Origin of the sequence: Natrarchaeobius oligotrophus (genome assembly GCF_003841465.1) — an archaeon.
GTDB lineage: Archaea > Halobacteriota > Halobacteria > Halobacteriales > Natrialbaceae > Natrarchaeobius > Natrarchaeobius oligotrophus.
Map to the genome: position 1 here is coordinate 189,374 of NZ_REFZ01000002.1, position 24,595 is coordinate 213,968.

At 62.4% G+C, this 24,595-nt stretch carries 23 protein-coding genes and 1 pseudogene; 10 read left to right on the forward strand and 14 right to left on the reverse strand.

The window, feature by feature from the left end; genetic code table 11:
- Nucleotides 1–118: 118 nt before the first annotated feature.
- From EA472_RS03685 to EA472_RS03695, 3 genes are all read right to left on the reverse strand, one after another.
- Entirely contained in the window at nucleotides 119–598 is a 480-nt protein-coding gene (locus EA472_RS03685; protein WP_124190161.1) for a PKD domain-containing protein, read from the reverse strand.
- A 295-nt stretch (nucleotides 599–893) separates the two neighbouring features.
- A complete protein-coding gene (locus EA472_RS03690) occupies nucleotides 894–1,145 on the reverse strand; it encodes a hypothetical protein (RefSeq protein ID WP_124190162.1) in 252 nt (83 codons plus the stop codon).
- 227 nt (nucleotides 1,146–1,372) lie between these two features.
- A complete protein-coding gene (locus tag EA472_RS03695) occupies nucleotides 1,373–1,624 on the reverse strand; it encodes a hypothetical protein (protein ID WP_124190163.1) in 252 nt (83 codons plus the stop codon).
- Nucleotides 1,625–1,888: 264 nt separating this feature from the next.
- Between EA472_RS03695 and EA472_RS03700 the strand changes: the two are divergent.
- The 3 genes and pseudogenes from EA472_RS03700 (at nucleotide 1,889) to EA472_RS03710 (ending at nucleotide 6,185) form a co-directional block, all read left to right on the forward strand.
- Nucleotides 1,889–3,585: pseudogene (locus EA472_RS03700) on the forward strand (formate--tetrahydrofolate ligase).
- A gap of 932 nt (nucleotides 3,586–4,517) precedes the next feature.
- Nucleotides 4,518–5,306, forward strand: a complete 789-nt coding sequence (locus EA472_RS03705) for an IclR family transcriptional regulator (protein ID WP_243637771.1) — start codon at nucleotides 4,518–4,520, stop codon at nucleotides 5,304–5,306.
- Between the two features lie 111 nt (nucleotides 5,307–5,417).
- Nucleotides 5,418–6,185, forward strand: coding sequence for an ABC transporter ATP-binding protein (locus EA472_RS03710; protein ID WP_124190165.1), 768 nt, complete (start codon nucleotides 5,418–5,420; stop codon nucleotides 6,183–6,185).
- A gap of 261 nt (nucleotides 6,186–6,446) precedes the next feature.
- Here EA472_RS03710 and EA472_RS03715 read toward each other — a convergent pair whose 3' ends face one another.
- From EA472_RS03715 to EA472_RS03730, 4 genes are all read right to left on the reverse strand, one after another.
- The gene (locus EA472_RS03715) at nucleotides 6,447–7,319 is read right to left on the reverse strand and encodes an alpha/beta hydrolase family protein (RefSeq protein ID WP_243637772.1); all 873 of its coding nucleotides are present in this window, start codon (nucleotides 7,317–7,319) and stop codon (nucleotides 6,447–6,449) included.
- 142 nt (nucleotides 7,320–7,461) lie between these two features.
- On the reverse strand, nucleotides 7,462–7,659 hold the full coding sequence (locus tag EA472_RS03720) for a hypothetical protein (RefSeq protein WP_124190166.1): 198 nt from the start codon (nucleotides 7,657–7,659) through the stop codon (nucleotides 7,462–7,464).
- Nucleotides 7,660–7,719: 60 nt separating this feature from the next.
- Entirely contained in the window at nucleotides 7,720–8,541 is an 822-nt protein-coding gene (locus EA472_RS03725) for an ABC transporter permease (protein WP_124190167.1), read from the reverse strand.
- Complete coding sequence (locus EA472_RS03730; protein ID WP_165874813.1) at nucleotides 8,541–9,305, reverse strand: ABC transporter permease; 765 nt, start codon at nucleotides 9,303–9,305, stop codon at nucleotides 8,541–8,543. The genes EA472_RS03725 and EA472_RS03730 overlap by 1 nt, the downstream gene beginning before the upstream one ends.
- A 214-nt stretch (nucleotides 9,306–9,519) precedes the next feature.
- Here EA472_RS03730 and EA472_RS03735 point away from each other — a divergent pair, with 214 nt between their 5' ends.
- Both EA472_RS03735 and EA472_RS03740 read left to right on the forward strand, forming a co-directional pair.
- Complete coding sequence (locus tag EA472_RS03735) at nucleotides 9,520–9,951, forward strand: VOC family protein (protein WP_124190169.1); 432 nt, start codon at nucleotides 9,520–9,522, stop codon at nucleotides 9,949–9,951.
- A gap of 110 nt (nucleotides 9,952–10,061) precedes the next feature.
- Entirely contained in the window at nucleotides 10,062–11,129 is a 1,068-nt protein-coding gene (locus EA472_RS03740) for an ABC transporter substrate-binding protein (RefSeq protein ID WP_124190170.1), read from the forward strand.
- Nucleotides 11,130–11,358: 229 nt separating this feature from the next.
- On the opposite strand, the gene EA472_RS03745 is transcribed toward EA472_RS03740, so the two are convergent.
- The 5 genes from EA472_RS03745 to EA472_RS03765 all read right to left on the reverse strand — a co-directional run bounded on the left by EA472_RS03745 (nucleotide 11,359) and on the right by EA472_RS03765 (nucleotide 16,393).
- A complete protein-coding gene (locus tag EA472_RS03745; RefSeq protein WP_124190171.1) occupies nucleotides 11,359–13,020 on the reverse strand; it encodes a thiamine pyrophosphate-binding protein in 1,662 nt (553 codons plus the stop codon).
- Between the two features lie 78 nt (nucleotides 13,021–13,098).
- Nucleotides 13,099–13,566 (reverse strand): hypothetical protein, encoded by a 468-nt coding sequence (locus EA472_RS03750; RefSeq protein ID WP_124190172.1) that lies wholly within the window; start codon nucleotides 13,564–13,566, stop codon nucleotides 13,099–13,101.
- Nucleotides 13,563–14,081: an aromatic-ring-hydroxylating dioxygenase subunit beta gene (locus EA472_RS03755; RefSeq protein WP_124190173.1), complete on the reverse strand. Its 519-nt coding sequence runs from the start codon at nucleotides 14,079–14,081 to the stop codon at nucleotides 13,563–13,565. Before EA472_RS03755 ends, EA472_RS03750 begins: the two co-directional genes overlap by 4 nt.
- 1 nt (nucleotide 14,082) lies before the next feature.
- A complete protein-coding gene (locus EA472_RS03760) occupies nucleotides 14,083–15,438 on the reverse strand; it encodes an aromatic ring-hydroxylating oxygenase subunit alpha (protein ID WP_243637773.1) in 1,356 nt (451 codons plus the stop codon).
- Between the two features lie 61 nt (nucleotides 15,439–15,499).
- Nucleotides 15,500–16,393, reverse strand: coding sequence for a DMT family transporter (locus EA472_RS03765; protein ID WP_124190174.1), 894 nt, complete (start codon nucleotides 16,391–16,393; stop codon nucleotides 15,500–15,502).
- A gap of 205 nt (nucleotides 16,394–16,598) precedes the next feature.
- Between EA472_RS03765 and EA472_RS03770 the strand changes: the two genes are divergently transcribed.
- Complete coding sequence (locus EA472_RS03770) at nucleotides 16,599–17,438, forward strand: SDR family NAD(P)-dependent oxidoreductase (protein WP_124190175.1); 840 nt, start codon at nucleotides 16,599–16,601, stop codon at nucleotides 17,436–17,438.
- Nucleotides 17,439–17,566: 128 nt separating this feature from the next.
- Here EA472_RS03770 and EA472_RS03775 read toward each other — a convergent pair whose 3' ends face one another.
- Complete coding sequence (locus tag EA472_RS03775; RefSeq protein ID WP_243637774.1) at nucleotides 17,567–18,619, reverse strand: hypothetical protein; 1,053 nt, start codon at nucleotides 18,617–18,619, stop codon at nucleotides 17,567–17,569.
- 200 nt (nucleotides 18,620–18,819) lie between these two features.
- Here EA472_RS03775 and EA472_RS03780 point away from each other — a divergent pair, with 200 nt between their 5' ends.
- The 4 genes from EA472_RS03780 (at nucleotide 18,820) to EA472_RS03795 (ending at nucleotide 23,068) form a co-directional block, all read left to right on the forward strand.
- A complete protein-coding gene (locus tag EA472_RS03780; protein WP_124190176.1) occupies nucleotides 18,820–19,644 on the forward strand; it encodes an aspartate dehydrogenase in 825 nt (274 codons plus the stop codon).
- A 153-nt stretch (nucleotides 19,645–19,797) separates the two neighbouring features.
- The gene (locus tag EA472_RS03785; protein ID WP_124190177.1) at nucleotides 19,798–20,676 is read left to right on the forward strand and encodes a DMT family transporter; all 879 of its coding nucleotides are present in this window, start codon (nucleotides 19,798–19,800) and stop codon (nucleotides 20,674–20,676) included.
- 77 nt (nucleotides 20,677–20,753) lie between these two features.
- Complete coding sequence (locus tag EA472_RS03790) at nucleotides 20,754–21,326, forward strand: VOC family protein (protein ID WP_124190178.1); 573 nt, start codon at nucleotides 20,754–20,756, stop codon at nucleotides 21,324–21,326.
- 959 nt (nucleotides 21,327–22,285) lie between these two features.
- The gene (locus tag EA472_RS03795) at nucleotides 22,286–23,068 is read left to right on the forward strand and encodes an IclR family transcriptional regulator (RefSeq protein WP_165874814.1); all 783 of its coding nucleotides are present in this window, start codon (nucleotides 22,286–22,288) and stop codon (nucleotides 23,066–23,068) included.
- A 33-nt stretch (nucleotides 23,069–23,101) separates the two neighbouring features.
- Here the strand turns inward: EA472_RS03795 and EA472_RS03800 are convergent, their stop codons facing one another.
- A complete protein-coding gene (locus EA472_RS03800; RefSeq protein ID WP_165874815.1) occupies nucleotides 23,102–24,367 on the reverse strand; it encodes an aspartate aminotransferase family protein in 1,266 nt (421 codons plus the stop codon).
- Nucleotides 24,368–24,595: the final 228 nt, after the last annotated feature.

Below are 24,595 nucleotides of genomic sequence, written 5' to 3' on the forward strand. Positions count from 1 at the left end.
CCGATGTCGAGTCCGTCGACGACGAAAGCGGAGAATAGCGACGCGACGGGTTCTCGTCGGTCGGTTCCGTTACTGACCGGTGTGCAAACGCTGACGCCACGGTTCGCGTACTCATCGATCAGCCCGTCTCGACCGTGATATCGCCAACCTGGGTTTGTTCGTGGTACGTACAGATGTAGACCGCCATCTCTTCGGATGCGACGACGCCTTCGAGCGTGGTTTCCTCGCCCTCCTCGTCTAGATCCTCGCTCTGGTAGTCGTTGATTATCTCGTCGTCGCCGTCGCGGATCTCGAGGTTGTGGAGAACCCCGTCGGCGTTGATCCAGGTGAAATCGTACTCCTGACCGTCGATGAGCGTGATCGTCGGATTGTCTTCGTCCTCGATGATCGCGGGTTCGACCCCGGTCCACGCTTCGATTCGTCCCTCGAAGACGAACTCGTCGACGTCTGCCCACTCCTCGTCGTCAGCTTCGTCGTCGCCCACGTCGTCGTCGGGTTCTTCCGCTTCTTCGTCCGGACACCCCGCGAGCATCGCGAGACTGGCCGCTCCGCCGATTCGTAACACCGTTCGCCGAGACGTTCGCGCATCGTCGTCCATCACCGTCCCCACACCGAGCCAGAAAGTAAAGCCAATACGTGATGGAAACGACTGTTTGTCCTCCGGAAACGTACGCCCCTCCACTCGACCGTCGGTTTCACTCGCCGCTGGTTCCACACGCCGATAACCGCCGTCCGATCGCGTCAATCCCGACGGGTTCGTCCTGACATCCGCAGGCGACACCGAAGTACGACCGAGCGGAATACGATACTGTGGTCCGTCGCTCGGATCGACGTTCTCGTGGTCAGTTCCTCGCGGATACGGCCCACTATACCATCGGTCGCGGAGTGACCGGCTATCCGAAGTACGCGACGACCACCATTCCGAACAGTACCGCGTGCCAGACGATCGCCGTCGCGACGACTCGCGGATCCGACGGTGGAATGGGTGGGTTCCGGAACATCGCGTCGTACACGAACAGGGTCGCCACGAGCGTCCCGACGAAGAGTCCGCCGGTGAGACTCACAGCGGTCACGTAGCTCAAGAGAACCCCACCCAGAAGACTTCCGGCGATACCTGCCAGAACCTTGTCGTAGTGTTCGACCATGCGTACTCCCTCGTGTCCGGATACGACTCGACGCGGTAGTAATCCTTCGGACGTTCCCAGGCTGTCGGAATTTGGTGGTGATCGGTTCGTGGACGCAGGTTCCGTACGATCTGGTGTGACGATTTCCCGGCACCACCGCGAACACACTCGGTTGTGCCGGTTCTGATCTCCGACAGCCGGCCTCGCACTACCGATTCGCGGGCTCAGAACGCCCGTCGCTCGAGTAATCAGCGCTGTCGGGAGTCGACGGCGAGTACGCGGTCGGGATCGAACGTGTCCTCGTGGATCGAGGGGCCGTCCTCGTCGTCGAGTCGCCAGCCGTTGCCCTCGCGGTCGAGTAGCTGTACGTCCGCACAGCGGACGCATCGAAACGGGTAGACGGGACCGTCGTCGGCCGTGACAACGACCTCGTGGTTCCAGGGGTGGTGCCAGTCGTGGCCGTACAGCCGGCACTGCCAGTTGACGGTCAGGTATCCCATGGAGTGTGGTACGTTCTCATCTCGCTTAAGTCGCTCGTGATCCTGGACGCGTTCGAAAATCGATCGACACACCCACAGAAAACGCGTCGGTCGACGAAACGGGGCAGTTTCGGTACCGACTCGGTTGTCGATCAGTAGTGCACCAATCCCATTCAATTCCCACGACGAGCGGACGGTACCACGGGAGGCAAAAAACAGTCTGTGAATTTCCGGACGCCAGGAACGAGGGCAACGATTCAAGCGAACGGTCGTGGACAGTTCCGTATGCGATCGATCGATCCGCTTCCGACGGCCGTACCTCCCGACGCGGAGCTCTCCCGTTCGGCGGAGAAACGCCCCATTCGGAGCGTGGCGGCTGACCTTGGATTCGCCCCCGACGACGTCGAGCAGTTCGGGACGTACGCCGGCAAACTGACTCACGACGCGATCCAGCGGTCAACGAACCGATGTGCGGACGGACGGCTCGTGCTCGTAACCGCGATGACCCCGACGCCCGCCGGTGAGGGAAAGACCGTCACGACCATCGGGCTCGGCGGCGCGCTCGAAGCGATCGGCGAACGGAGTCTGGTAGCGATTCGCGAACCCTCGCTGGGTCCGATCTTCGGTCTCAAAGGCGGCGCGACCGGCGGCGGTTACGCGCAGGTGGTACCGATGGAGGACGTAAATCTCCAGTTCACCGGCGACCTTCCGTCGATCACTGCCGACCACAACCTCGTCGCGGCGATGCTGGATAACCACCTCCATCGCGGAAACGAGCTGAGTATCGACGTCAGTGAGGTCGTCTGGCCGAGAGCACTGGACGTAAACGACCGAGCGCTTCGCCGGATCGTCGTCGGACGGGGGGGCGAAGCGAACGGTATCACGCGAGAATCGTCGTTCGTCATCACGGCGGCCTCCGAGTTGATGGCGGTCGTCGGGATGGCCGAGGATCTGCGAGATCTCGAGCGACGCGTCTCTCGAGTTATCGTCGCGTACGATCGTCACGGAGAGCCGGTAACGGTCGCTGATCTCGATGCGACGGGTGCCGTCGTCACACTCTTGCGGGACGCGATTCGACCGAACCACGTCCAGACCCTGGACGGATGCCCCGCATTCGTTCACGGGGGCCGTTCGCGAACATCGCCCACGGTACGAATACGCTCGTCGCCGATCGAGTCGGCCTCTCGCTTTCCGACTACGTCGTAACTGAGGCCGGCTTCGGAAGCGACCTCGGGGCCGAGAAGTTTTTCGACGTCGTCGCGAGGGAGGGAATCGTTCCCGGACGCCGTGGTACCGGTCGTGACGGTTCGTGCGCTGAAATACCACGGTGGGGACGGTCACGACGAAGACGGCGAGGACGTCGAGACGGTTCGCGCCGGGTTCCCCAACCTCGATCACCACGTCGACGTCTTACGGAAGTTTGGATTCGAACCGATCGTCGCGATCAACCGGTTCGTGGACGACGCAGACGCCGAATTCGGTGCGATTCTCGACCACTGTCGGGAACTGGACGTCGACGCTGCCATCTCGGAGGTCTATCACCGGGGAGCCGAGGGGGGAACCGAGCTCGCGTATCTGGTGAGGAAAGCCGCCGATGCCGGAGCACCGGCGTTCGAGCCGCTGTACGACCTCGACTCGCCACTTGACGAGAAGGTCGAGTCCGTTGCGACGCGCGGGTGTACGGGGCTGACGGGGTGACGTTCACGGACGGTGCGCGTGACGACCTATATCGAATAATCCGACACGGGTTCGAGGACCTACCAGTCTTTTTGTCAAAAGTTCCGTCATCGTTGTCGGACGACCCCGATCAACAGGGGGTTTCGACGGAGTGGACGCTCACTGTCCGCGAACTGTACCCGGCGAGCGGACCCGAATTCGTCGTCGCGTTGACCGGCGACGTACTGACGATGCCCGGATTACCGAACGAACCGGCGGCAATACGACTGGCCGTCGACGACCACGGAAACGTCACCGGACTCTAAGGCATCTCACGGGTGACACCACTGCGACGTCGAACGTTGTCCGGAATTTAGTATATCGATATATAGTTTATCGATTCGAGTCTGGGCTATCCACGACTCGAGCCACCGGAAAACGCCGAAACGAGGGTAACACCGAATTACTTGAGTAAATGGTGATTTAACAAAGTGATTTGAGGGGTGGAAACGCTCGATACCGGCGACGAAACGGTCACACGGGCCGCTCGAACGGACGATTCGAAGATGACGGCCAGTTTCACCGACTCGAGTTCGGAGTTCCAGGGCGGAAAAACGTGTTCGAGAGACGTCGGAGCTCGTGGCTGGACGAGTCGGAAAATCGAATCGACGGACGCGACGAATCCCCTTTTCGAACGGTTACCCCGGGGGACGCGCGTGGGAAACGGGAATTTCCGGGGCCCGAGCAATTCGCGTCGGACGTGGATACGCGGGTCGCCGTCGGTGACACGGACGAATCGATCGGCGCGGTGGGTGGAGTACGACCCGTTCTATCCAAGCCGGCACCATCGCACCCGCGTTCGGGACGCGGAGTGGCGTCGTCAACGTTGAACATGAGTGCAACGCGTTGAGCGTCCGAAGGAACCGAAGGTATAAATTATATACCGCTATACAAAATGTGGGGCGAGACTAATCAGCGATTCAAGTCCCGCAGACGAGAGGACGGCGCCACGGCCGCCCGGCGTGACGATCCGACGTCACGTCGATCAGCACCGACTACACGGCGATCCGTATTTACGATAATACATATGTAAACGAAAACGGTCGTTGCCGACCCGGCGTTTGCCATCGGCAAATTCCGATCGACGGTGGTGATAATCGGTGAGAGACGGCCGCTTCAAAAGCCACCCAATCTGATCGTATCGCAACCGCGTTTGCTATTGCCAAACTTATTTATGACTGAGCGAACAGTAACAGGTATGAGCGCGAACTCGGACGACGGTCGACGGCGTATCAAGTCCGTCGACAAGGCGTTTCTGATCATTCAGGCGCTTCGGGAACAGGGGAACGCCGGAGCCGGAGTCACGACGGTCGCAGACGCGGTGGGAATGTCCAAGGGGTCCGCCCACACGTATCTGAACACGCTCAAACAACACGGCGTAGTGACGGAACAGAACGGGCGCTACCGACTCGGGCTCCAACTCCTCGAGCTCGGCGAGTACGCGAAACGACAGAATCTCGTCTATCAGTGCGCACAGGATCCGGTCGACGAAATCGCGACGCGAACGGGAGAACTCGCCCGTCTCGTCGTCAAAGAGCAGGGGTACGGCGTCTATCTCTATAAAGCGGAAGGCGATAACGCTATCGAGACGACGATCCAGCCGGGCCAGCGGGAGTATCTCCACTGCACTTCCCAGGGCAAAGCGATTCTGGCGCACCTATCCGAATCCGAGGTTCGAGAGATCGTCGACGAACGTGGACTTCCAGCGCGGACGGAAGATACGATCACCGACATCGACGAACTCCTCGACGAGTTAGAGGAGATCCGCGAGCGGGGCGTCGCGTTCAGCCGAAGTGAGTCGACGCGCGGGATGCGCTGTGTGGCTTCGCCCGTTCACGCGCCAGACGGGAGTGTCGTGGCTGCGATCGGCGTCTGTGGGCCCATGAGTCGGTTGCAGGGGGATCGGTTCACCGAAGAGATTCCGGACATCGTCAGGAACGCGGCGAACATCGTCGAGATCAACATCCAGATGAACCGGAACTCCTGATGGTACTCCGTCGGCGACCGACGATCTCGCGGTTCGCTCGTGGCCGACGTCCGTACGGATAGATAGAATCATATGAATCGAGTTAGTACGGATTACCATCGCCGCAATACTATGAGTCAGATCGAGATACGGGACGTCGAAAAGGTGTACAACTCCGAGGTCGTGGCGGTCGATGGCGTGAACTCGACGATCGAATCCGGCGAATTCGTCAGCATCCTCGGTCCCTCCGGCTGTGGAAAGAGTACCCTCCTGTTTATGATCGGCGGCTTTATCGAGCGGACGAACGGGGAGATCACGGTCGACGGCGAGTCCGTAACCGAGCCCGGACCGAATAGAGGGATGGTGTTCCAGGAGAGCGTCCTCTACCCCTGGCTCACGGTCGAAGACAACATCGGCTGGGGACTGAAAATTCAGGGCGTTCCGGAGGTCGAACGCCGCGAATCGGTCCAGGAGTTCATCTCGATGATCGGACTCGAGGGATTCGAAGACGCCTATCCCTCCGAACTCTCCGGCGGAATGCAACAGCGTGCGGCGATGGCCCGCGTCCTCGTGAGCAATCCGAACGTCCTCCTGATGGACGAACCCTTCGGCGCGCTCGACGCACAGACCCGCGAAGTGATGCAGGACGAACTGCTGGACATCTGGCAGCGAACCGGCCAGACCTGCGTGTTCGTGACACACAGCATCGACGAGGCGCTGTTTCTGAGCGACCGCGTCCTCGTCCTGACCGCTCGACCGGCCTCGATCAAACTCGAGGTGGATCTCACGGAGTTCGAACGACCGCGGGATTCGTCGCTCAAACAATCCGAAGCGTTCCGACAGCGTCGAGAAGAGGTCTGGCAGACCCTCCAGGAAGAGGTCTCGATCGCTCAACCCTGACTCGAGATCGCCCGGCCGGTCTCAGCCGGGGACATCGTTGCGTCTTCGTCGTCGTCCTCTCGTGAGCCGCCGTCCGTCTATTCCTCGCGACCCGCCGATTGCGCGTTCTATCCGTCGATTACACGCGTCTCCGGACCCGCAGTCCCGTGATACCGACCGCTGTCCGTCGCTTTCGAACTGGCCGCCAGCCGTCCGTCAGTCGCTCCGGTACATCGATACGAAAGACCGTACGAGACCCGGTCGTGGTGCGAGAAGAGGCGTTCAGAGGCTCCGCAGGAAGTCGGCGGTGACGCCAGCGACCTCCGATTCGGCTCCCGTAAAGAAGTGGTCGGCTTCGACGGGGTGGACGTCGACGGTCGTAGAATCGGGGTACGTCTCGGCGATCTCGGTCGCTTCTTCGGGGGTCACGTTCCGGTCCGAGGCGTGGGGCAACAGCAGGCTCGGTACGTCGATCTCCGGCGTCCAGTCGATCGTCGCGCACGCGCTATCCGGGGAGCGATACGAGAGGAACGCCTCGGCAGTCATCGGAATGTACTCGATCCCGTCGCCCACCGGTCGCGGCAGCGCGACGATCTCGGTTCCGCGTCCGTCGTCGACGAGATCGCGCGCTCTGGCGACGAACGATTCGTAGGCTTCGTCCGGATCGTCGGAAACCGCTTCGAAGTATCCCCGCGTCGATCGCTCGCGAATGTCCGCGAAAGGAGCGGCCAAAACCAGCCCGTCGACGTCGTCGTCGTTTCGCTTTCCCTGATAGTACGCCGCCTCCGTCGCGCCGAGACTCCGACCCCAGATGACGACGTCGTCACAACCACGCTCGAGCAGCCACTCGACGCCCCCACGGACGTCGTGATCGATCTCGCCGAAGTCGGACGTGACGTATCCTTTGCCGCTGTTTCGCTTGTTGATCGTGAGACACCGGACGCCGGCCCGTGCCAGCGGGTGGGCGACGGGAGAGATGCCGGCGCCGAGGGCGAACCCCCTGAGTCCGTGCAAAAAGAGGACGCCGACGTCCCGTCCGTCGAAGGAAGGGACGTCGCTCGTGAGTTCGAATCCGTCGAATTCGATACCGTCGTCGCTTTCGTAGTTGATCCCGCGGAGGGTGATGTCCTCCGGCGTCGGTTGCATGACTGGCATCGTGACGTTCGGTAGCTGTACGGGAAGGACAAAGATACTGTCGGTCTTTTCGCGCGCGATACGGTCATTTCGGCAACGGCAGTACGGACGGGAGGCGGCGAGTACCGATGCGCTGGTCATCGCCCGACGCTCTGTCCGACGGTCACCGGTGAAGCGACTGCGAGAGCTCGCTCATCGCTCGAGCGCGCTCTTGCTGATAGACGGGACAGACGGCGCGTTGGTCGGTGACGAGCTGCTTGATCAACGCCTGTCGAATCGTGTGGTTGCATCCGCCGGCGACCGGCTTGCGGTGTGGACAGTGGAGACAGCAGGCTGTCGGTGAGAGGCCGTCGGAATCCATACTGTATGGTGGTGGTTCACACCCCTTGAATGTGTCGGAAGCGAACCCCAAGACGGGCGGTTAGAGGTCCATGCTGACGTCGTTCGCCCAGAACAGGAGTCGCTGACGAAGCACGGCGAGCAGTCGATCGAACAACACGCCGATAAGCGAGATTACGACGACGGCCGCGAACACGGTCTCGGGTTCGAACGACGCCTGTGAGTAGATAATGAGGTAGCCGATCCCCCGGGACGCGGAGATCATTTCGGTGACGACGGTGACGATGATCGCAATCGGCATCGCCATCCGGATTCCCGAGAAGATGTACGGCAGGCTGCCGGGCAGAACCACCTCCTTGAACAGTTGATACTGAGACGCACCGAAGTTCCGGGCGGACCAGATGTACCGTTCTTGTACGCCACCGACGCCGTAGTACGCACCCAGGATGATCGGAATCAACGCCTCGACGAAGATGATCGCGATTTTCGAGGAGTGACCGAAACCGAGGATAACCAGCAACAGTGGGTAGAACGCGATCCGCGGCACCGGATACAGCGAGCTGATGTACGGCTCGAGGAGATACTCGACCTTGCTGGACGAACCCATCATCAGGCCGAGCGGGACGCCGACCAGCACGGCGGCAACGAAGCCGACCATGACGCGATAGAGGCTCGCCCAGATGTGCGGATACACCGAGCGGTCGACGAAGAACATCTCCCACAGCCGCTCGGCGACGGCGGGGACGTCGGGGAGCAACAGCGGGTTGTCGACGTACATCGCGGTGAACTGCCACAGGACCACCACTAACAGTACCGAAACGAATCCGAGGATCCGAGAGGACTCCTTGAACCGCGAGAGGATCTGTTCGATGCTGGTTCCGGTGGTGGTGGTTCGCGACGCCATCACGCATCACCCCCGTGTGTCCACGAGAGAATCCGGTTTCGAACGGCAAGCAAGGCTCGATCGTGAACGAATCCGAGCGCGCCGATCACCGCGATCGCGGCGAACATGAGCTCGAAATTGTTCCCCTGTTGGGCCGAAACGATGAGGCTTCCGAGTCCGATCTGGGCCGCGATGAGTTCGACGGAGAAGATGACGACGAACGCGAGCGCCAAGCTGATGCGGAGGCCCGAGAGAATCTGTGGAAGACAGCTCGGCAGGATGACCTTGAGAAAGATCAGCAGCCTGGAGGCGTTGAAGTTGCGCGCCGACCAGATGTAGAGTCCGTTGATATTTTTCGCCCCGTCGTACGTGTAAATGTACGTCGGATAGAAGGCCGCCAGAAAGACGACGATGACCTTGGACGTGAATCCGAGCCCGAACCAGATGAGAAAGATCGGAAAGAGCGCGATTTTAGGGATCGGATACGTGATCGAAATGAGCGGGTCGAACATTTTCCCGAGGACGTCGACGCGCCCGTTGACGAGACCCGAAGCGATGCCGAGCGTCGCACCGCCGAAAAATCCAACGTAAACGAGCTGGAGCGAGGCGGACGCGTTCGGAACGAGAACCCCCTCCTGTACCAGTTCGACGATCTCGAGAACGATCACGGACGGCGCTGGTAGGTAGTACGGCAAGACGTTCACAGCACCCCCGAGTTGCCAGACGACGAACAACGCCAACACCGGCGCGTAGTTGACGAGGCTATCTCGGACTCTCGAACCCACGCCAGCCGCACGTCCAGTGGGCCCGAAACGCGGGGTACGATCACTGTCCGTTGAAGTCGTTTCTGTCATGTGGTCCTGCTGTACTCATGCCCGGTGACCAATAAAAATCTAACTACTCGGCGGATATCTCCTGGACGGTTGTCAGGTACGGGTGGGTGGATTGCGACGACACAACTGTTATGTGAGTGGGTTTTCAACCGTCGGTCGATACCCTATGGTTGGTAGCGCGGTACACTACGGACTGAACGTATCGGACATGGACGACGCGCTCGCGTTCTACGAGGGAACCCTCGGGCTCGAAGTCGACCGTCGGTTTCCGATCAGCGACGTACAGAGCGACATCGTCGGCGTCGACGGCGTCGACGGCGACATCGCGTTTCTCGACGCGGGCGGCTTTTCGATCGAGTTAATCGCCTACGATGAACCGGCGAACGAGAACGTCCACGACGAGGCGGACGGTCACGACGTCGGCGTTGCTCACCTCTGTCTCGAAGTTGACGACGTCTGGAAACGCTACGAGACACTCGAGGACGAGGTCGAGTTCATCAACGAACCGCAGACGGTCGGGAACGGCGCACAGATCGCCTACCTCCGGGATCCCGACGGAAACTACGTCGAACTCATGGAGCCGCCGGCCGACACGTAATCGAACGACACGCGCGGTGGCGGTCAGTTTCGCCCCGCTGGCGGACATCGAAACCCGTCCGGATCGACGCGGGGAAACACTTATTATGGGCCAATTTTATAACATACGTTATGCCAACACGTCCCGAGAGTGGTGCTGAGAGTGGTATTTCACGGCGAGCAGCGATAGCGGCCTCTGGTGTCGCGCTGACGGGCGGATTCGCCGGCTGTCTCGATTCGAACGGCAACGGTAACGGCACCGGAAACGGCAACGGTAACGGTACTGGCAACGGGAACGGCGACGTACCGACGATCACGCTCGGTCACGGAATCGCCGCGGAAGAGCCCCTCTGGTTGATGGAGATCATCTCGGACGAACTCGATCACTGGGGCGAAGCGTACGAGGCGGAGTTCATTCCGTTCAGCGCGAACGACGAGCGTCTCCAGGCGTTTCAGGCGGGGGAACTTCAGGCCGGAACCGCGGCGGCGATTACGACGATCTTCGCGACCGAAAGCGGTCTGCCGATGACCGTCGTCGCGAACGTTTCCCAGTCGCGAGAAGAGACGTTCACCGAGGAGTTCCTGGTCACTCCGGACTCCGACATCGACGGGCTCAACGCGGAATCGCTCCAGGATACCCGGATCGGCATCTGTGCACCCCGGTCGTCCTGTGACATGTGGGCCCAGTCGGCCGCACTCCAGGCCGGCCTCGAGGTCGGATCGGACGTCGAAGTGGTCGTTACGCCGTTCCCCTCGATGCCCGAAGCCGTCAACGGCGGCGAGGTCGACACGGCGATGTTCCCCCAGCCGTTCCACCACACCGGAATCAACGAAACCGGTCTCGAACCGGTTTTCGACGTCATCGACGCGACCGGGTTCGAACACGACCTGATGGAGCTGTGGTTCTCGACGCAGTTCCTCGAGAACAACGGCGAGGTCGTCGAGTTGTTCCTCGACGACTACGCCACGGCGGTCGAACAGTTCAACGACGATCCCGAGTCGTCCCTCGAGATGATCGCCGAAGCCGGCTACGTCGAGACGCCGACCGAACTGTACGTCGACTTACCCTACTACACGTACTCGGTGAGTCCGATGACCGAGAGCCTCGAGGAGATCAACTCGCTCGCGGTCGAGATCGGCTGGCTCGACGAGGAAGTGTCGATCGATCACCTCTGGGACCTCTCGTATCTCCCGGACTAATCGTAGCGAACACCTCGAAAACGACGATCGCGACGACCTTTTGGCGGTTCGTTCGGTTGCAACCGCGTCGTTCACTCGGTCTAGCGATGACGACCCTCGACAACCGATCGTCTCGGCGGCTGTGAGGCATAACGGTCGCGCGTCGTACGGGTAACTGGTTCGAACGAACCCGTGACTGGTCGACAGTTCTCGTCACCGCGAACGTACCCGGATGAAAGCATCCGAGACCTCACCAGATCCGCCGCGAGACGTACTCCGCGGTCGGATCGATGCGGACGTCGAGCACCACGTGTTCGTCGGCCTCGAGAGCCTCCTCGAGCGCCGGGCGAACCTCGTCCGGTTCGGTGACGCGGATTCCGCGGACGCCGAACGATTCGGCCATCGTCGCCACGTCGACCGTCGGAATGTCGGTCGCGACCTCGGAGTATCCGGCCTTGCGCTGGTAGTTCCAGATCATCCCGTACTTGCCGTCGTTGAAGACGACCGTCACCGCGTCGGTGCCGGTCTCGACGGCGGTCGCGAGTTCCATGTTACACATCAGGAAGCCGCCGTCGCCGATGAGGTTGACGACCTGTCGGTCCGGATCGACCAGCTTCGCCGCGTTGCCGGCCGGGACCGGAAAGCCCATCGAGTCGTAGAGTCGAGAGTGCTGGAAGCTGTTCGTCTCCCGGTACTCGAAGGCGTCGTTCGGCCACGCGCCGCCGGCGGCCCCCGCGTCGCCGGTCAGCAGGACGTCGTCGTCGGCCACCTCGCGAAGCGCCGTCATGATCACGAGCGGGTGGATCGGCGTCCGATCTCGAACCTCCTCGAGGTAGGCCTCGACGTCGTCCGCGACGCGGTCGGCTTCCTCCCGAACCGCCTGGGCGTAGGCCGCGTCGGTCGCGCCGGCGTTGCCCTCCAGCGCCGCGGCGGCGTCCGCGAGGGCAGGACCGAGGTCGCCGGAGACGACCTCCGCGGCGCTCGAGGCCGGGAACTCGTACGGCGGATCGTCGAGGTAGACGATCGAGACGTCGTCGGGCGTCCGGTCGCCCAGCACCGCGGCCTCGTGGGAGTTCGTTCGAACGCCGAGCGAGAGAACGGCGTCGGCGTTCGCCAGCGCGGTCGTCGCTGCCGGGTGGTCGGACATGCCAACGGTGCCGGCGAACAGCCGGTGGTCGTTCGGGAACGAATCGGGGTAGTGTCGCGGGCAGACGACGGGTGCGTCGAGCGCCTCGGCGATCGCGACGACTTCGTCGGTCGCGAACGCGCGCAGGACGCCCTTTCCGACGTACAGACAGCGCTGCTCGGCCGCGCGGATCGGCTCGAGCGCGTCGTCGACGGCGGCCGACGACACCGCCGGTTCGTCGTGGGACTCGTGTTCGAACGCCTCGTCGGGAACGTCGACTTCGTTCTGCAGGACGTCCTCGTCGACGCCGACGAACACCGGGCCGGGGCGGCCGCTGGTCGCGACGTCGAACGCCCGAGCGACGACCTCGGGGAGGCGATCGGCGTCGTGGACCTGCGTGCTCCACTTCGTGGCCGGTTCGAACGCTTTCCGGAGGAAGTGCTGGTCGTCGACGCCGTGAAGCGCCTCCGTGTGCTCGTCCTCCGGGAGCACGGCGCTGATGAGGATCATCGGAGAGGCGGCGGTGTAGGCCTGTGCGACGCCGGTCAGCGCGTTCGTGCCGCCCGGTCCGGCGACGGTGACGGCGATTCCGGGGTCTCCGGTGAGTCGACCGTAGGTGTCGGCCATCACGGCCGCGTTGTACTCGTGGCGTGCGGTGATCACGTCTGCTCCGCGCCGATCGAGTCCGTCCGCGATCGTCACCGTCTGGTTGCCCAGCAGTACGTACGCCTCCGAGACGCCGTTTTCGGCGAGGACACTCGCGACGGCGTCGCCTCCAGTTGTCATACTACTCGAACGATATCCCGTCCTATTAAAGGTGTCGTCGCCGTCCGAAACCGGCGATTCGAATCGGCCGTCGACGACCTAGAAGACGTGAACGTCGTCGTCGTCGTCCGGCCCGTACGGCGTTCGCAGCAGCTCCGAAAAGAACGTCTTCGGTTCGTCGATCAACGCGGCGAGAACGCGAGCGTCGACGACGGTTCCGTACCCCATCTTCGGCGCGGTGAGCCATACGCTTTTGCCGTCGTCGCTCCGGCGGAGCCGGGCGATGGCGTACTCGTTCGTGATCTGCAGGTCGGCGACCGACTTCGGAGCGGGATCGACCTCCCGAAACTCGTACTCGTCGTCGATCAACTCCTCGAAGAAGTCCGCGTCCTGCCACGTCAGCGCCTCCAGTTCGATCGCGTCGAGACAAGTTCGACCGAGCTCGTCGTGCTCGACCTGGATCCGCGCGCCGGTGGGCGTCCGCACTTTCGTTAGCACGACGCGCGTCCCGTCGGTCTCCACGTCGATGCGGTCGACGTCCGCGGTGGGGTAGTATCCGTCGGTCATAGGATGATCGAAAGCGAGGGCGTTCCCACGACGGTGTGGTCGAGCAACACGGTGCGATCGGCGAGTCGCCAGGAGCCGTCCACCCGCCTGAGCGTATCCCGCCGTTCCGCGGAGAGCAGGTCCGGCTCCGTGTCGTTGGCTCGAAGTCGGTGGACGAGAAGGTTACTCCGGATGGAAACCTCTCCCGCGTCCGGATCTTCGTCCGCGACCCGGACGTTCGAGACGAACCGCCGGTTTCGCGACGGGGGATCCTCCGACCAGGCGAAGTCGTTCTCCATGCGCTCGACGCGCACCTTGAGCGAGCCCCAGTCTTCGATCATGTGAAACGACTCCTCGCTGAACTCCGTCTCGGCGGAGCGCTCTTTGGTCGTCCGCACCGGAACCCGGTACTCGACGTCGTCGGTGATGAGCGTCTCGTGCCACTCGAGCAGGTCCCGGTCGTCCAGTAACTGTGCCTCGCGGTAGAGGAAGTTCTCGCAGGATTCGCGCAGCGAGTTGGCCTCGAGTTCCCACATGCTATCGATCCTCCGTCATGGTCCGGTGCCACTTTCGATAGAACTCGAGTTGGTTTTCGTCGGTCATGCCGCCCTCCCGGTAGACCGTTCCCGGGCCGGGCCAGGACTCGTCGACTTCGGCAACCGTCCCTTCGCCTCGTCCCATCGAGAAGACGGTGGTGGCGTTTACCCGTTCGGCGAAGACGCTGTCGGCCGCCTCCGGGATGCCGTCCCAGATGCCGATGTCGTCGACCTCGAAGTTGCCCGAGAGGCTGAACGTACCCACGCCGACCTCGTACACCCGGTCCTTGTACTCCTGTGGGGCGTCTTTCGGAACCATGATCCAGTTCCAGGCCTCCATCTTCCCCGGCTCGATGGGCTGCCACTGACGGAGACAGAACGTTCCGACGGTGTCTTTGTCCGGATCGTCGGAGCCGCCGAGGTAGATGAACGAGAGGTTCGGGAAAATGGTTCCGAGCGAGACGCCCGACTGTCTGGCGACGCGGTACTGGTCGTCGGTGAGACGATCGGGGTGGAACGTCTCGATCACTTCGGGGGGATGGCCCCAGAAGAAGTCCTCGTCGGGAATCTGGTAGATGCTGAACGCATGGCCTCCGACCTCCGAGATGGCGTACAGCTCCGATTCCTTCTCGCCTTTGGCCGTTTCGCTCCCGATGCCGACGTCGATCGCGGACTTGTGGCCCATCGGCACGTGGTAGTTGTCGCCGTAGAAGTTCTCGGCGGGCGTCTTCCAGTCCGTGTCGATCTCCCAGCGATGGGGGTCCCCGATGACCTCCATGTCCGCGAGCTCGAAGTACAGGTCGAGGTACCACTTCGACGGTCCGAGGTACGTCTCGAGGTCGGGCGCGTCGGGGTCGAGCGACGCGAACACGAGCCCGTTGTAGCTGTCGACGTTCGGCGCCGCGTGGAGCCCTTTCTCCTCCACGTCGAGTTCCGGGAATCCGTCCCCCTTTCGCGGCACGCCGATGAGTTCGCCGGTGTTTCGGTACGTCCAGCCGTGGTACGGACAACGGAAGTGAGTCGTGTTCCCTTTTTCGGCGCGACACACTTTCGCGCCCCGGTGTCGGCAACTGTCCCAGAGGACCTGCACCTCGCCGTTTTCGTCCCGGACGAAGATGAACGGATCCTTGCCGATGTACCGCTGGCGGTAGTCTCCCTCCTCGGGTATCTCGGATTCGTGGCCGACGTACACCCAGTTCGTCGCGAAAATGCGCTCGAGTTCGCGTTCGAACACGTCATCGTCGTGAAGTATCTCGAGGAGAGCCTCGCCCTGCTCGAGGGCGTCACCCATCCGCTCGAGTTTCGACTCGATGGGGGCGCGACTACCGCGTGCGTCCCCAGTCCTGTTCTGTGCCATACTAGGTGTTCATCGTGCGCAGGGTTATCTAAGTTATGGGTCCTGTCGCCACGACACCAGGTTAGGCGAGCGCGACGAAGACGACGCCGAGGATAATGACGGCTGCACCGACGACGACGCCCCGGGTCACTCGTTCGACGCGCTTGAGAAAGAGCACGGTAAAGAGGGCGGCGAACAGCGGCGAGGTGCCGGCGAGGGGATCGACGACGATCACCGGACCGCGACTGAGCGCGGTGAACAGCGAGAGAAGCGCGAGACTCGAGAGGAGACCGCCGACGGCAAAGAGCGCGTACGTGCGACGGGACGCCACGAGAACGCCCGGCCCGTGTCGGACCAGCGCGTAGCCGACGAGAACGCCCATCGCCGCGAACTCGTTCAACACGAACGCCGAGAGGACGTCCGTCTGGGTTACGGTGAAGCCGTAGCGGCGAACGACGTTGCCCGCACCGTAGGCGATGGCGGCGAACAGCGGGAAACCGAGTTCGTACCACGACCACCCACGGATGTCGCCGCCCCGAGACAGCGAGACGAGCACGACGCCGGCGACGATCACGACGATCCCCAGCCCGAGCCAGCCGGTGATCGGTTCGTTCAACAGCGCGACCGCGAGCAACCCGGCGAACAGTGGACGCGTGTTCAAGATCGCCGTGTTGACGCTGACGCCCACCCGATCGACGCCGACGTAGACGACGATCCGTCCGAGCGAACTTCCGATCACGCCGCCGAACAGAAAGATCGCCGCCCCGGTTCGCGACACACCCAGGTACGACTCCGTCGGCCCGTAGACGACGGTCGCGATCGTCACGAACAGCGAGAAACTCACGATGACGGCGACGACCGACGCGAGAATGGAGTTGCCGTCCCGTTCAAGCCCCTTTTTCATGAAGACGGGATTGAGGCCCCACAGCACGGCCGCACCGATCGAAAACAGGAAGACGTCTATCGTCGCCGGCATCGTCTCCACCCGAATCCCGCGCGATCGGTCCGCGTCGTCGCGCGAACGCCGTCCCTCGAAGCCGTTACCATCGTACTCCTACCGTGGCGGCCGCGTTACTTAGAGGTAGCTGTTCGAACGCCTCGCTCGACGGCCGTGTTCCTGACGGCCGCCTCGAGAACGGACGACAGGAAGATATTTCCGATCCACCCGCGATGACTCGCCCATGGGTTGGCTCGATAATCGCGTTGCACTGGTTACCGGCGGCGCATCAGGACTGGGACGAGCCGTCGTCCGACGATTCGTCGACGAGGGCGCGTCCGTCGGCGTACTCGACGTGTCGGCCGACGGGCTGGACGATCTCGAGGACGAACTCGGGAACTCCGTGGTTACGATCGCGGGTGACGTCACACGGCTCTCGGACAACGAGACGGCGGTCGAACGAACGGTCGACGCGTTCGGTCGGCTCGACGTCTTCGTGGGCAACGCCGGCGTCTTCGACGACAACGTCACGATCGCGGAGCTCCCCGAGGACGACGAGGCGCTCGCCAAGAGCTTTCGGGATCTCTTCGATATCAACGTCCTCGGCTACCTCCTCGGCGCGAAAGCGGCGCTTCCCGAACTGGTGGAGACGAACGGGAGAATGGTGTTTACCGCCTCGGGTGCGAGCTTCGCACCCGACGGCGGCGGCTCGCTGTACGTCCCGTCGAAACACGCGGTCGCCGGTATCATCCGTCAGCTCGCGTTCGAACTCTCGCCGACGGTCAGCGTCAACGGCGTCGCGCCGGGGTACGTCCCAACGGACCTCTCGGGTATCGACTCGCTCGAGCGCGACGAGGGCGGTCTCATCGACGAATCGGAGTTCGATCCGTCGGTTCACCCCGCCGGAATCGTTCCGACCCCAGACGACTACGCGGGGGCGTACGTACTACTCGCATCCGAGGAGAACTCCCGGCCGATGACGGGGACGATCGTCCGCGCAAATCTCGGACGAGACGTCCGGGGAATCGGAGCCGTCTCGGGACGGGCGCTCGAGTTCGTCACCGACGGACTCGACGGAGCGTAAACCGAAAAATCGATCGGTCCGATGCGGGATATCCGACGTGAACGCGCGGGTCACGCGGACCGGTGTCCGTCAGGCCCGATCCAACCACGTCCGGCGGTTGCACCGAAACATCGGTGTAGCAGGACGTCTCAGTCGACAAGTTCGCCTTCTTCGACGACCGGTTCGCCGTCGAGGTAGACGTTGCAGTTCTTCTGGGCGATGTCGTAGTGACAGTTCGTGTACCGGTCCTGGTGGGTGTTCGGGCCCGTACTCCAGAGCATGTTCCCCTCCCAGACGCGGCCTTCGCTCGCGCTCACGCCGGTCTCGTCGGGTTTTCGATCCTTGATCGCCATGTTGTAGAACGTGCCGTTTTCGTTGAGTCCCCAGCCGAAGTGACTCGTCGCGAAGACGTCGCGGTCGTCGTAGCTCTCCATGTGGCCGCGCATCAACTCGGCGTCGCCACCGTCGCCGTTGATCGCCTCGATGAAGCCGTCCTCGACGACGCACTCGATCGACGAGTCGACGTAGTCGTTGAACGGGACGACGTTGTAGTCGCCCGCGGCGATGACGATCGTTCCGTTGACGCTCGTCGGGTAGTTCGAGACCATGTTCTGGCCCCAGACGTCCCACTTGCCCGGTTCGTCGACGAAGCCGTAGGAGTCGAAGGCGGTGTCGGGTTCGACCTCCATCGTCACGTCGGTGCCGTACTCCGAGGTGATTCGCATCTCGTCGGCGGACTCGAGCAACTCGCGGTGGGCCTGCACCTTCTCTTTGACCGCGGCGGCCTCTTCGGGCTCCCAGGGCATCAGGCGGCGCAACACGAACGGCTCGCGGGCACCGACGCGCAGAATTCGCGTTCCGGCGTCCCGGATCTCGCCCCGCTCGGGGACGTGGATGAATCCCTCGAGGGTGAAATCGAAGACCATGTCGGCGCTCTTGCAGGCCTCGACGGGGCCTCGGGGAAGTCGAAGGCTGCCACCCTGTCCGGCGGAGACTTCGGCTCCGACAGAGTTGCGACCGTACTCCGGAATCTGTACTTCGAAGACCTCTGCGCCGATGTCCTGTGCCGCGGCGAAGCTCGCGGCGACGTGTTCGCGATTGCTCTTGACGTCGGTAACGAGCGCCACAGCCTCGTCGTCGGTCACCTGACAGTGTTCCATCTGCCGACGGAACATCGGCACTAATAGTCCAGCAGCTTCCATGGTACAGTTGATGATTTCGTCGAGAGCATAAATAAGTTGCGTGCCGACGCGACGCACGACCGACTCCGGCGCTCTCCGTCGGCGGCCGTCGCCGTCGGACGCGGCCGGTCTGACGCACAGGTCGTTGTGACGACGATCGGACGCGCGGTCGTTCGACCGATCCCACTACAATTATTAGCCTGCCACAGAGAAGACGCCGTATGAGTCGATCGATCGGTATCTTTGGCGGCGGTACGATTGCGACCGAGATCGCACGCGCGATTTCGGACGGAACGCTGTCGGCCGAACTCGCAGCCGTGTACGACCGACACCCGGAGAACGTCAACCGGATTCAGGCGCTGTTCGACCAGGAATCGGCCCCCGACGAGGCCGACGATCCGTCAGCCCTGCTCGAGGCGGATCTCGTCCTCGAGGCGGCGGGACAGACGGCCGTCGAGCAGATCGCCGTCGACGCGCTCTCTGGCGGCCGCGACTGCATGATCCTGAGCGTCGGGGCGCTCGCAGACGCGGCCCTTCGCAAGGGGGTGTTCGAAGCCGCACGCGCGAGCGAAGGGCGACTGTACGCTCCGTCGGGAGCGATCGCAGGACTCGACGCCGTCAAAACCGCCGCGCTCACCGGCGACCTCGAGTCCGTCGCCCTGACGACGACGAAGCCGCCGGCCGGGCTCGAGGGCGCGCCCTACGTCGTCGACAACGAGATCGATCTCGCGGATATCGACGAACCGACCGTGATCTTCGACGGTCCGGCGACGGAAGCTGCGGCGGCCTTCCCCTCGAACATCAACGTCGCGGTCGCGCTCAGCCTCGCGGGTATCGGTCCGGACGAAACCGCGGTGCGCATCGTCGCGGACCCCGAGGAGGAAAACAACGTCCACGAGATCACGGCCGAGGGCGGGATGGGCCGGATCGAGACCACCGTTCGGAACGTCCCGTCGCCGACGAATCCCAAGACGAGTTATCTCGCGGCCATCTCGGCGATCGAAACGCTGCGCGGGCTCGAGACGTCGATCGACATCGGGACGTGACGGGAATCGAGCCGGTTCGACGAACCTCACCGCTTCGACCCCACGTCACCGTCTCGTCCGCGAGCGCTCGATGCGATCACGGGCACCCGTAGACGACTCAGACGAATCGATCGGAAACGCGATTCGAAGCAACCGATTCGGTACACGACTCGAATGGAACTCCCGGTTCAGATCCTCCTCGCGCTCGGAACGGCCGCCGCCTTCGCGACGTCCTCGGTCCTCGTCAGGTTCGGCGTAGAGCGTTCGACGCCGATGGCCGCGATGTTCGCGACGGTGAGCGTCAACGTCGTCGTGCTCTGGACGATCAGCCTCGCGCTGTACGACGTGACGATCGATCTCTGGGCGTGGCGTTACTTCATCCTCGCCGGCGTGTTCGCGCCCGTGCTCGGCCGACTCTGTAACTACGTCGGGCTCGAGCGCGTCGGCGTGAACCTGACGCTTCCGATCAGCAACTCGAACCCGCTGATCTCGGTCGTACTCGCCATGGTTCTGCTCGGGGAGTCGCTGACCCGCCAGGGCGGCGTCGGGGCTCTCGCCGCGATCTTCGGCGGGATTCTCCTGGCGACTGCGGGTCGAGACGACGGCGTCGCCGACGTTCGATACCGCGACCTGCTGTTTCCGGTCGCCGGGGCGGTCATCTACGGTAGCGTTCAGCTCCTGCGCAACGTCGGGATGGAACTCGTCCCCGAACCCGCCGTCGGGGCCGCGGTCAACCTCACGACGTCGTGGCTCGTCGCGGCAGCGTTTTTCGCCGTCGCGCCGAACCACCGGTCGGCGCTGTCGATTCCGCGGAGCGATCTGCGGTACTTCGTCCTCGCGGGCGTCGCCTCGAGCCTCGGACTGATCAGTCTGTACGCCGCGTTCCGATCGGGAACGGTCGTCGTCGTGACGCCGATTCTCAACGCGACGCCGCTTTTCGCTCTCGCGTTGACCTACGCGTTCCTGCGCGAGCGCGAGCCGTTCACGCCGCAGGTCGTCGCCGGCACCGTTCTGGTCGTCGCGGGCGTCGCGTTGCTCGCGACGTCGACGTGACTCCCGGATGCGCCACCGGCTTCCGAGAGGCGGAACCGATCGGAAAACTCAATACCCCTCGGTAACGCCTGTAGTACATGGTCGTTGATAACATGGGCTTAGACCACGTTGCGATCAAAGTACGGGATCTCGAGCGGACGATCGAGTTTTACACCGACGTGATGAACATGGCAGTCTCCGACAGGATCGGCGACTCGGTGGCGTTTCTGCGCACGCCGGCCGTCTCCGAGACGGCCGACCATCACGAGATGAACGTCACGCAGTACTCCGACGAAGAACTCGACGTCCTCGAACAGCGGGGCGAACTCGAGGTCGACCTCCACGACTTCGAGGAGGACCTCCCCGAGGACGGACCGCCGATGCTGCCGACGACGGGACCCATCTACCACATCGCGTTCGAAGTTCCGAACTTCGCGTCGATCAAAGCCGCCGCCGAGGAACTCGAGAACAGAAACCACCCGATCTACCGCGGACCGGGTCGACACGGTCCCGGGAACAACATCTTCCTGTACTTCCCCGACCCCGACGGGTACGCGATCGAACTGAGTGCGAAAATGGAAGAGGCACCGGAGGACGGCGGGCGACCGGCTCGACAGTGGCCGAAGTCCCCGGACACCTGGAACGTCTGGCGAAACGCCGAAGACCTGTAGACTGCCGGCCGATTCACTTTTCGCGCGACCGTCGAATCCGTCGACTGGATACGTCGCACATCACGAGTTCAGTCGGACAGCACCGCTCTCGCGGACTCCCGCGCAGAATAGCCGCGATACGTCGCCGTGGTCGTTCGTGAATACCAAACGGTGAGCGAGGAGTCGAACGAAAGGGGTCGACTCGGAGTGAACTGACCGCGACGAAGGCGTTCGTGGATCGTTTGACCGTTCGCCACGTTTCCCACACGCGCTCAGGTTTGCTAGTGACAAACACACGTGTCGCGTTCCTCGACAGAACGGTCGCGGAGACGGCCCGACAGCCACAGAGAGGGGAAGTACAGTTCGGTCCGCGATCGTTCAAATTCGTCCGTTTGTCAATTACAAACGCAGTTCGTTGCGCACAGCGACCGCGAAATTAGACGACTGTATGAATGTAAAGACGGCGCGCGATCGTCGATCGGCATTTATAACAGAAATCATATAATTATATGGAAGAGCCAGATATAGTATATTTTCGATATTTCACGGATCAGTACAGAGATAACACTAATATATAAAATCATAATTTTAATGGGTAGCTCCTCGATGTTGTTGGTATAGTAGTGGTATTTTCTAAGCCAATGTGTGTTGCAAAGTCACAGTGAGACGTCTCGAGCGGTCGTGATCGGCGAGGAGCGATCCAATACAACGCACTGAGCCTGATGCACCGAGTCGAACGAATTCTGCAATCGGTTACCGGGACCAGCGGGGGAAGTAGAGAAGAGGGAAATATAATTATTATATCATATATGAGTTTTTTATATGAGTTCGATATCATTCGACGGGCCTTCAGCAGTCGCCGCTCGCTGATTCGAGCGATCGAATCGCGACGCTCGCGGCTTCATCGTAAGGAGACGATGGCGCGGCGTCGGCACGGACGAGTGCGTAACGATAAGTGGCTGCGAGACGGTGTAGCCGATATGTCCGCGCCACGACGCCTCCAAACGCTCGAGAACGCGACCGAGATGATCGATCACATCCGGGCCGCGGACGGCCTCGCGGTCACGGAGTTGGCGGAGCGCGTCGAGATGAGCCCCGGAACGGTACACACCTACCTGAGCACGCTGAAAGCCCAGGGATACATCGAACAGCGAGGGTCAGAGTATCGACTGGGACCGACGCTGCTCACCCACGGCGAGTACTACCGAAACAAGAATCTGCTGTTCAGAGCGGGGAAAAAAGAGGTTGAACAACTCGCGACCGACACCGGAGAGTGCATCCACCTCATCATCGAACACAACGGGGAGGTGATCACCCTCTACGACGAGTTCGGCACGAAAGCGGTCGGAACGAAGTACCACACGCACTGGCGCGAGGAACCGAAAAGTTACCTGCACTGTATCTCGGCCGGAAAGGCGATCCTCGCGGGAATGTCGGACAAAGAAGTGTGGGAGATCATCGAAACGAAAGGGCTCGAGCGACAGACGCCCAATACGATCACGGATCCGGAGGAGTTGTTCGACGAGCTAGACCGAATCCGGGAAACCGGGGTCGCCTGGAACGACGAGGAGGAGGTCGTCGGCATTCGGGCCGTCGGCGTCGCGATCACGGACGCCGACGGGGAGGTCCTCGGCGCGATCAGCCTGACCGCGCCGACGAGTCGAATGGCCGAGGACTACTTCCGAGAGGAGTTACCGCAAAAGCTGAAAAAGGCCGTCAACATCATCGAAGTCAAAATCGAGACGAACGACTTTCACTACTAGTCGTCCGTCGCTCCGGTGGTGAACGGGTCGCTCTCAGATTTCGTCGAGACACTCACAGAGGACGTCGATGCCGAGATCGATCTGGTCCGTCGAGATAGTCAGCGGGGGCGAAATTCGGATCGTGTTCCCGCGCCAGCCCTGTCCGGCGGGGAGGATCACGCCGCGATCGAGCGCCTGGCGGCGGATCTCCATGCTCCGTTCTTTGGGGAGGGGCGCTCCCGCCGAGTCGACGAGGTCGACTCCGATGAACAGCCCCTTGCCGCGAACGGCGCCGATCTCGGGATAGTCGGCCTGAATCGAGTGGAGGCGGTCCACGAAGTACTCGCCTTTCTCGCGGGCGGCGTCGACGAGACCTTCCTCCTCGATCACCTCGACGCTCGCCAACCCGGCGGCGGTCGCGACGGGGTTCCCCCCGAACGTCGAGAAGTAATCCATGCTCTCGAAGGCGTCCGCGACGTCCGCGGTGGCGATCGTCGCGCCGATGGGCATGCCGCCGCCGAGCGATTTCGCCGTCGTCATGATGTCCGGTTCGACGCCGTAGTGCTCGATCCCAAATCGCTCTCCGGTTCGCCCGAAGCCGGTGATGACCTCGTCCGCGATGAAGAGGATGTCGTGGTCGTCGCAAATCTCGCGGACGCGCTCGAAGTAGCCTTCGGGGGCCGGAATGTTACCGGCCGTTCCCATCATCGGCTCGGCGATGAACGCCGCGACGTCTCCGGCTTGATACTTCAGCGCGTACTCGATCAGTTCGGCGTACTCGCTTCCGTCTTCGGGGTCGACGTCGCCGGGGAAGTCGTCGCAGTTGTGCGACGGAACGTGGGTGACGTCGGGGACGAACGGGCCGAAATTCTTCCGGTAGCCGTGCCAGCCGACGAGCGAACGAGCGCCGAGCGTACGGCCGTGAAACGCCTCGCCGAGCGCGAGGAACTCGTGGTTGCCGGTCTTCTTACGCGCGAGCGAGAGCGCGACTTCGACAGCTTCGGATCCCGAGTTGACGAAGTACGCCCGCTCTAACTCGCCGGGCGTAAACTCGGCGAGCCGGCGAGCGAATTTCCGACTCGGCTCGGTGGGAAAGTCGTAGGCGCTGAAATTGAGGGTTTCGAACTGGTCGACGACGGCGTCCACGATTTTCGGGTGAGAGTACCCATGGGACATAGTCGCGTGTTGTCCGAAGAAGTCGACGTACTCGTTTCCGTCTTCGTCGACGAGGACGGCGTCGGTTCCTTCGACGATCGTCGGCGTCTCGTCGCCGACGAAACGCGAGACCGCTGGCATAAGGCTCTCGTCTGTCTCCACCATGACCGAACGTTCGGCTAACCGTGATATAAACCTTATGCCACCCGCCGATCGGGCCGCTCGATCGTCGATCGCGAAGCGAGCACTCGTCGGGGAAATCGGGATTCGTAATATACAAAACCAGTGTGCGGTGCCGTCCCACCATCCCACTATCCCCGCCGATAGGGCCGTTTCCTCCGTATATCCACGGTTTCGGCTCGCTCCGGATCGGGTTCCCGAGCGCGAATTCAT

What these genes read in the sequence shown, in the direction of transcription:
- EA472_RS03685 (WP_124190161.1), bottom strand. Translation starts at nt 598, where the DNA reads ATGGACGACGATGCGCGAACGTCTCGGCGAACGGTGTTACGAATCGGC.
- EA472_RS03690 (WP_124190162.1), bottom strand. Translation starts at nt 1,145, where the DNA reads ATGGTCGAACACTACGACAAGGTTCTGGCAGGTATCGCCGGAAGTCTT.
- EA472_RS03695 (WP_124190163.1), bottom strand. Translation starts at nt 1,624, where the DNA reads ATGGGATACCTGACCGTCAACTGGCAGTGCCGGCTGTACGGCCACGAC.
- EA472_RS03705 (WP_243637771.1), top strand. Translation starts at nt 4,518, where the DNA reads ATGAGCGCGAACTCGGACGACGGTCGACGGCGTATCAAGTCCGTCGAC.
- EA472_RS03710 (WP_124190165.1), top strand. Translation starts at nt 5,418, where the DNA reads ATGAGTCAGATCGAGATACGGGACGTCGAAAAGGTGTACAACTCCGAG.
- EA472_RS03715 (WP_243637772.1), bottom strand. Translation starts at nt 7,319, where the DNA reads ATGCCAGTCATGCAACCGACGCCGGAGGACATCACCCTCCGCGGGATC.
- EA472_RS03720 (WP_124190166.1), bottom strand. Translation starts at nt 7,659, where the DNA reads ATGGATTCCGACGGCCTCTCACCGACAGCCTGCTGTCTCCACTGTCCA.
- EA472_RS03725 (WP_124190167.1), bottom strand. Translation starts at nt 8,541, where the DNA reads ATGGCGTCGCGAACCACCACCACCGGAACCAGCATCGAACAGATCCTC.
- EA472_RS03735 (WP_124190169.1), top strand. Translation starts at nt 9,520, where the DNA reads ATGGTTGGTAGCGCGGTACACTACGGACTGAACGTATCGGACATGGAC.
- EA472_RS03740 (WP_124190170.1), top strand. Translation starts at nt 10,062, where the DNA reads ATGCCAACACGTCCCGAGAGTGGTGCTGAGAGTGGTATTTCACGGCGA.
- EA472_RS03745 (WP_124190171.1), bottom strand. Translation starts at nt 13,020, where the DNA reads ATGACAACTGGAGGCGACGCCGTCGCGAGTGTCCTCGCCGAAAACGGC.
- EA472_RS03750 (WP_124190172.1), bottom strand. Translation starts at nt 13,566, where the DNA reads ATGACCGACGGATACTACCCCACCGCGGACGTCGACCGCATCGACGTG.
- EA472_RS03755 (WP_124190173.1), bottom strand. Translation starts at nt 14,081, where the DNA reads ATGTGGGAACTCGAGGCCAACTCGCTGCGCGAATCCTGCGAGAACTTC.
- EA472_RS03760 (WP_243637773.1), bottom strand. Translation starts at nt 15,438, where the DNA reads ATGGCACAGAACAGGACTGGGGACGCACGCGGTAGTCGCGCCCCCATC.
- EA472_RS03765 (WP_124190174.1), bottom strand. Translation starts at nt 16,393, where the DNA reads ATGCCGGCGACGATAGACGTCTTCCTGTTTTCGATCGGTGCGGCCGTG.
- EA472_RS03770 (WP_124190175.1), top strand. Translation starts at nt 16,599, where the DNA reads ATGGGTTGGCTCGATAATCGCGTTGCACTGGTTACCGGCGGCGCATCA.
- EA472_RS03775 (WP_243637774.1), bottom strand. Translation starts at nt 18,619, where the DNA reads ATGGAAGCTGCTGGACTATTAGTGCCGATGTTCCGTCGGCAGATGGAA.
- EA472_RS03780 (WP_124190176.1), top strand. Translation starts at nt 18,820, where the DNA reads ATGAGTCGATCGATCGGTATCTTTGGCGGCGGTACGATTGCGACCGAG.
- EA472_RS03785 (WP_124190177.1), top strand. Translation starts at nt 19,798, where the DNA reads ATGGAACTCCCGGTTCAGATCCTCCTCGCGCTCGGAACGGCCGCCGCC.
- EA472_RS03790 (WP_124190178.1), top strand. Translation starts at nt 20,754, where the DNA reads ATGGTCGTTGATAACATGGGCTTAGACCACGTTGCGATCAAAGTACGG.
- EA472_RS03795 (WP_165874814.1), top strand. Translation starts at nt 22,286, where the DNA reads ATGTCCGCGCCACGACGCCTCCAAACGCTCGAGAACGCGACCGAGATG.
- EA472_RS03800 (WP_165874815.1), bottom strand. Translation starts at nt 24,367, where the DNA reads ATGGTGGAGACAGACGAGAGCCTTATGCCAGCGGTCTCGCGTTTCGTC.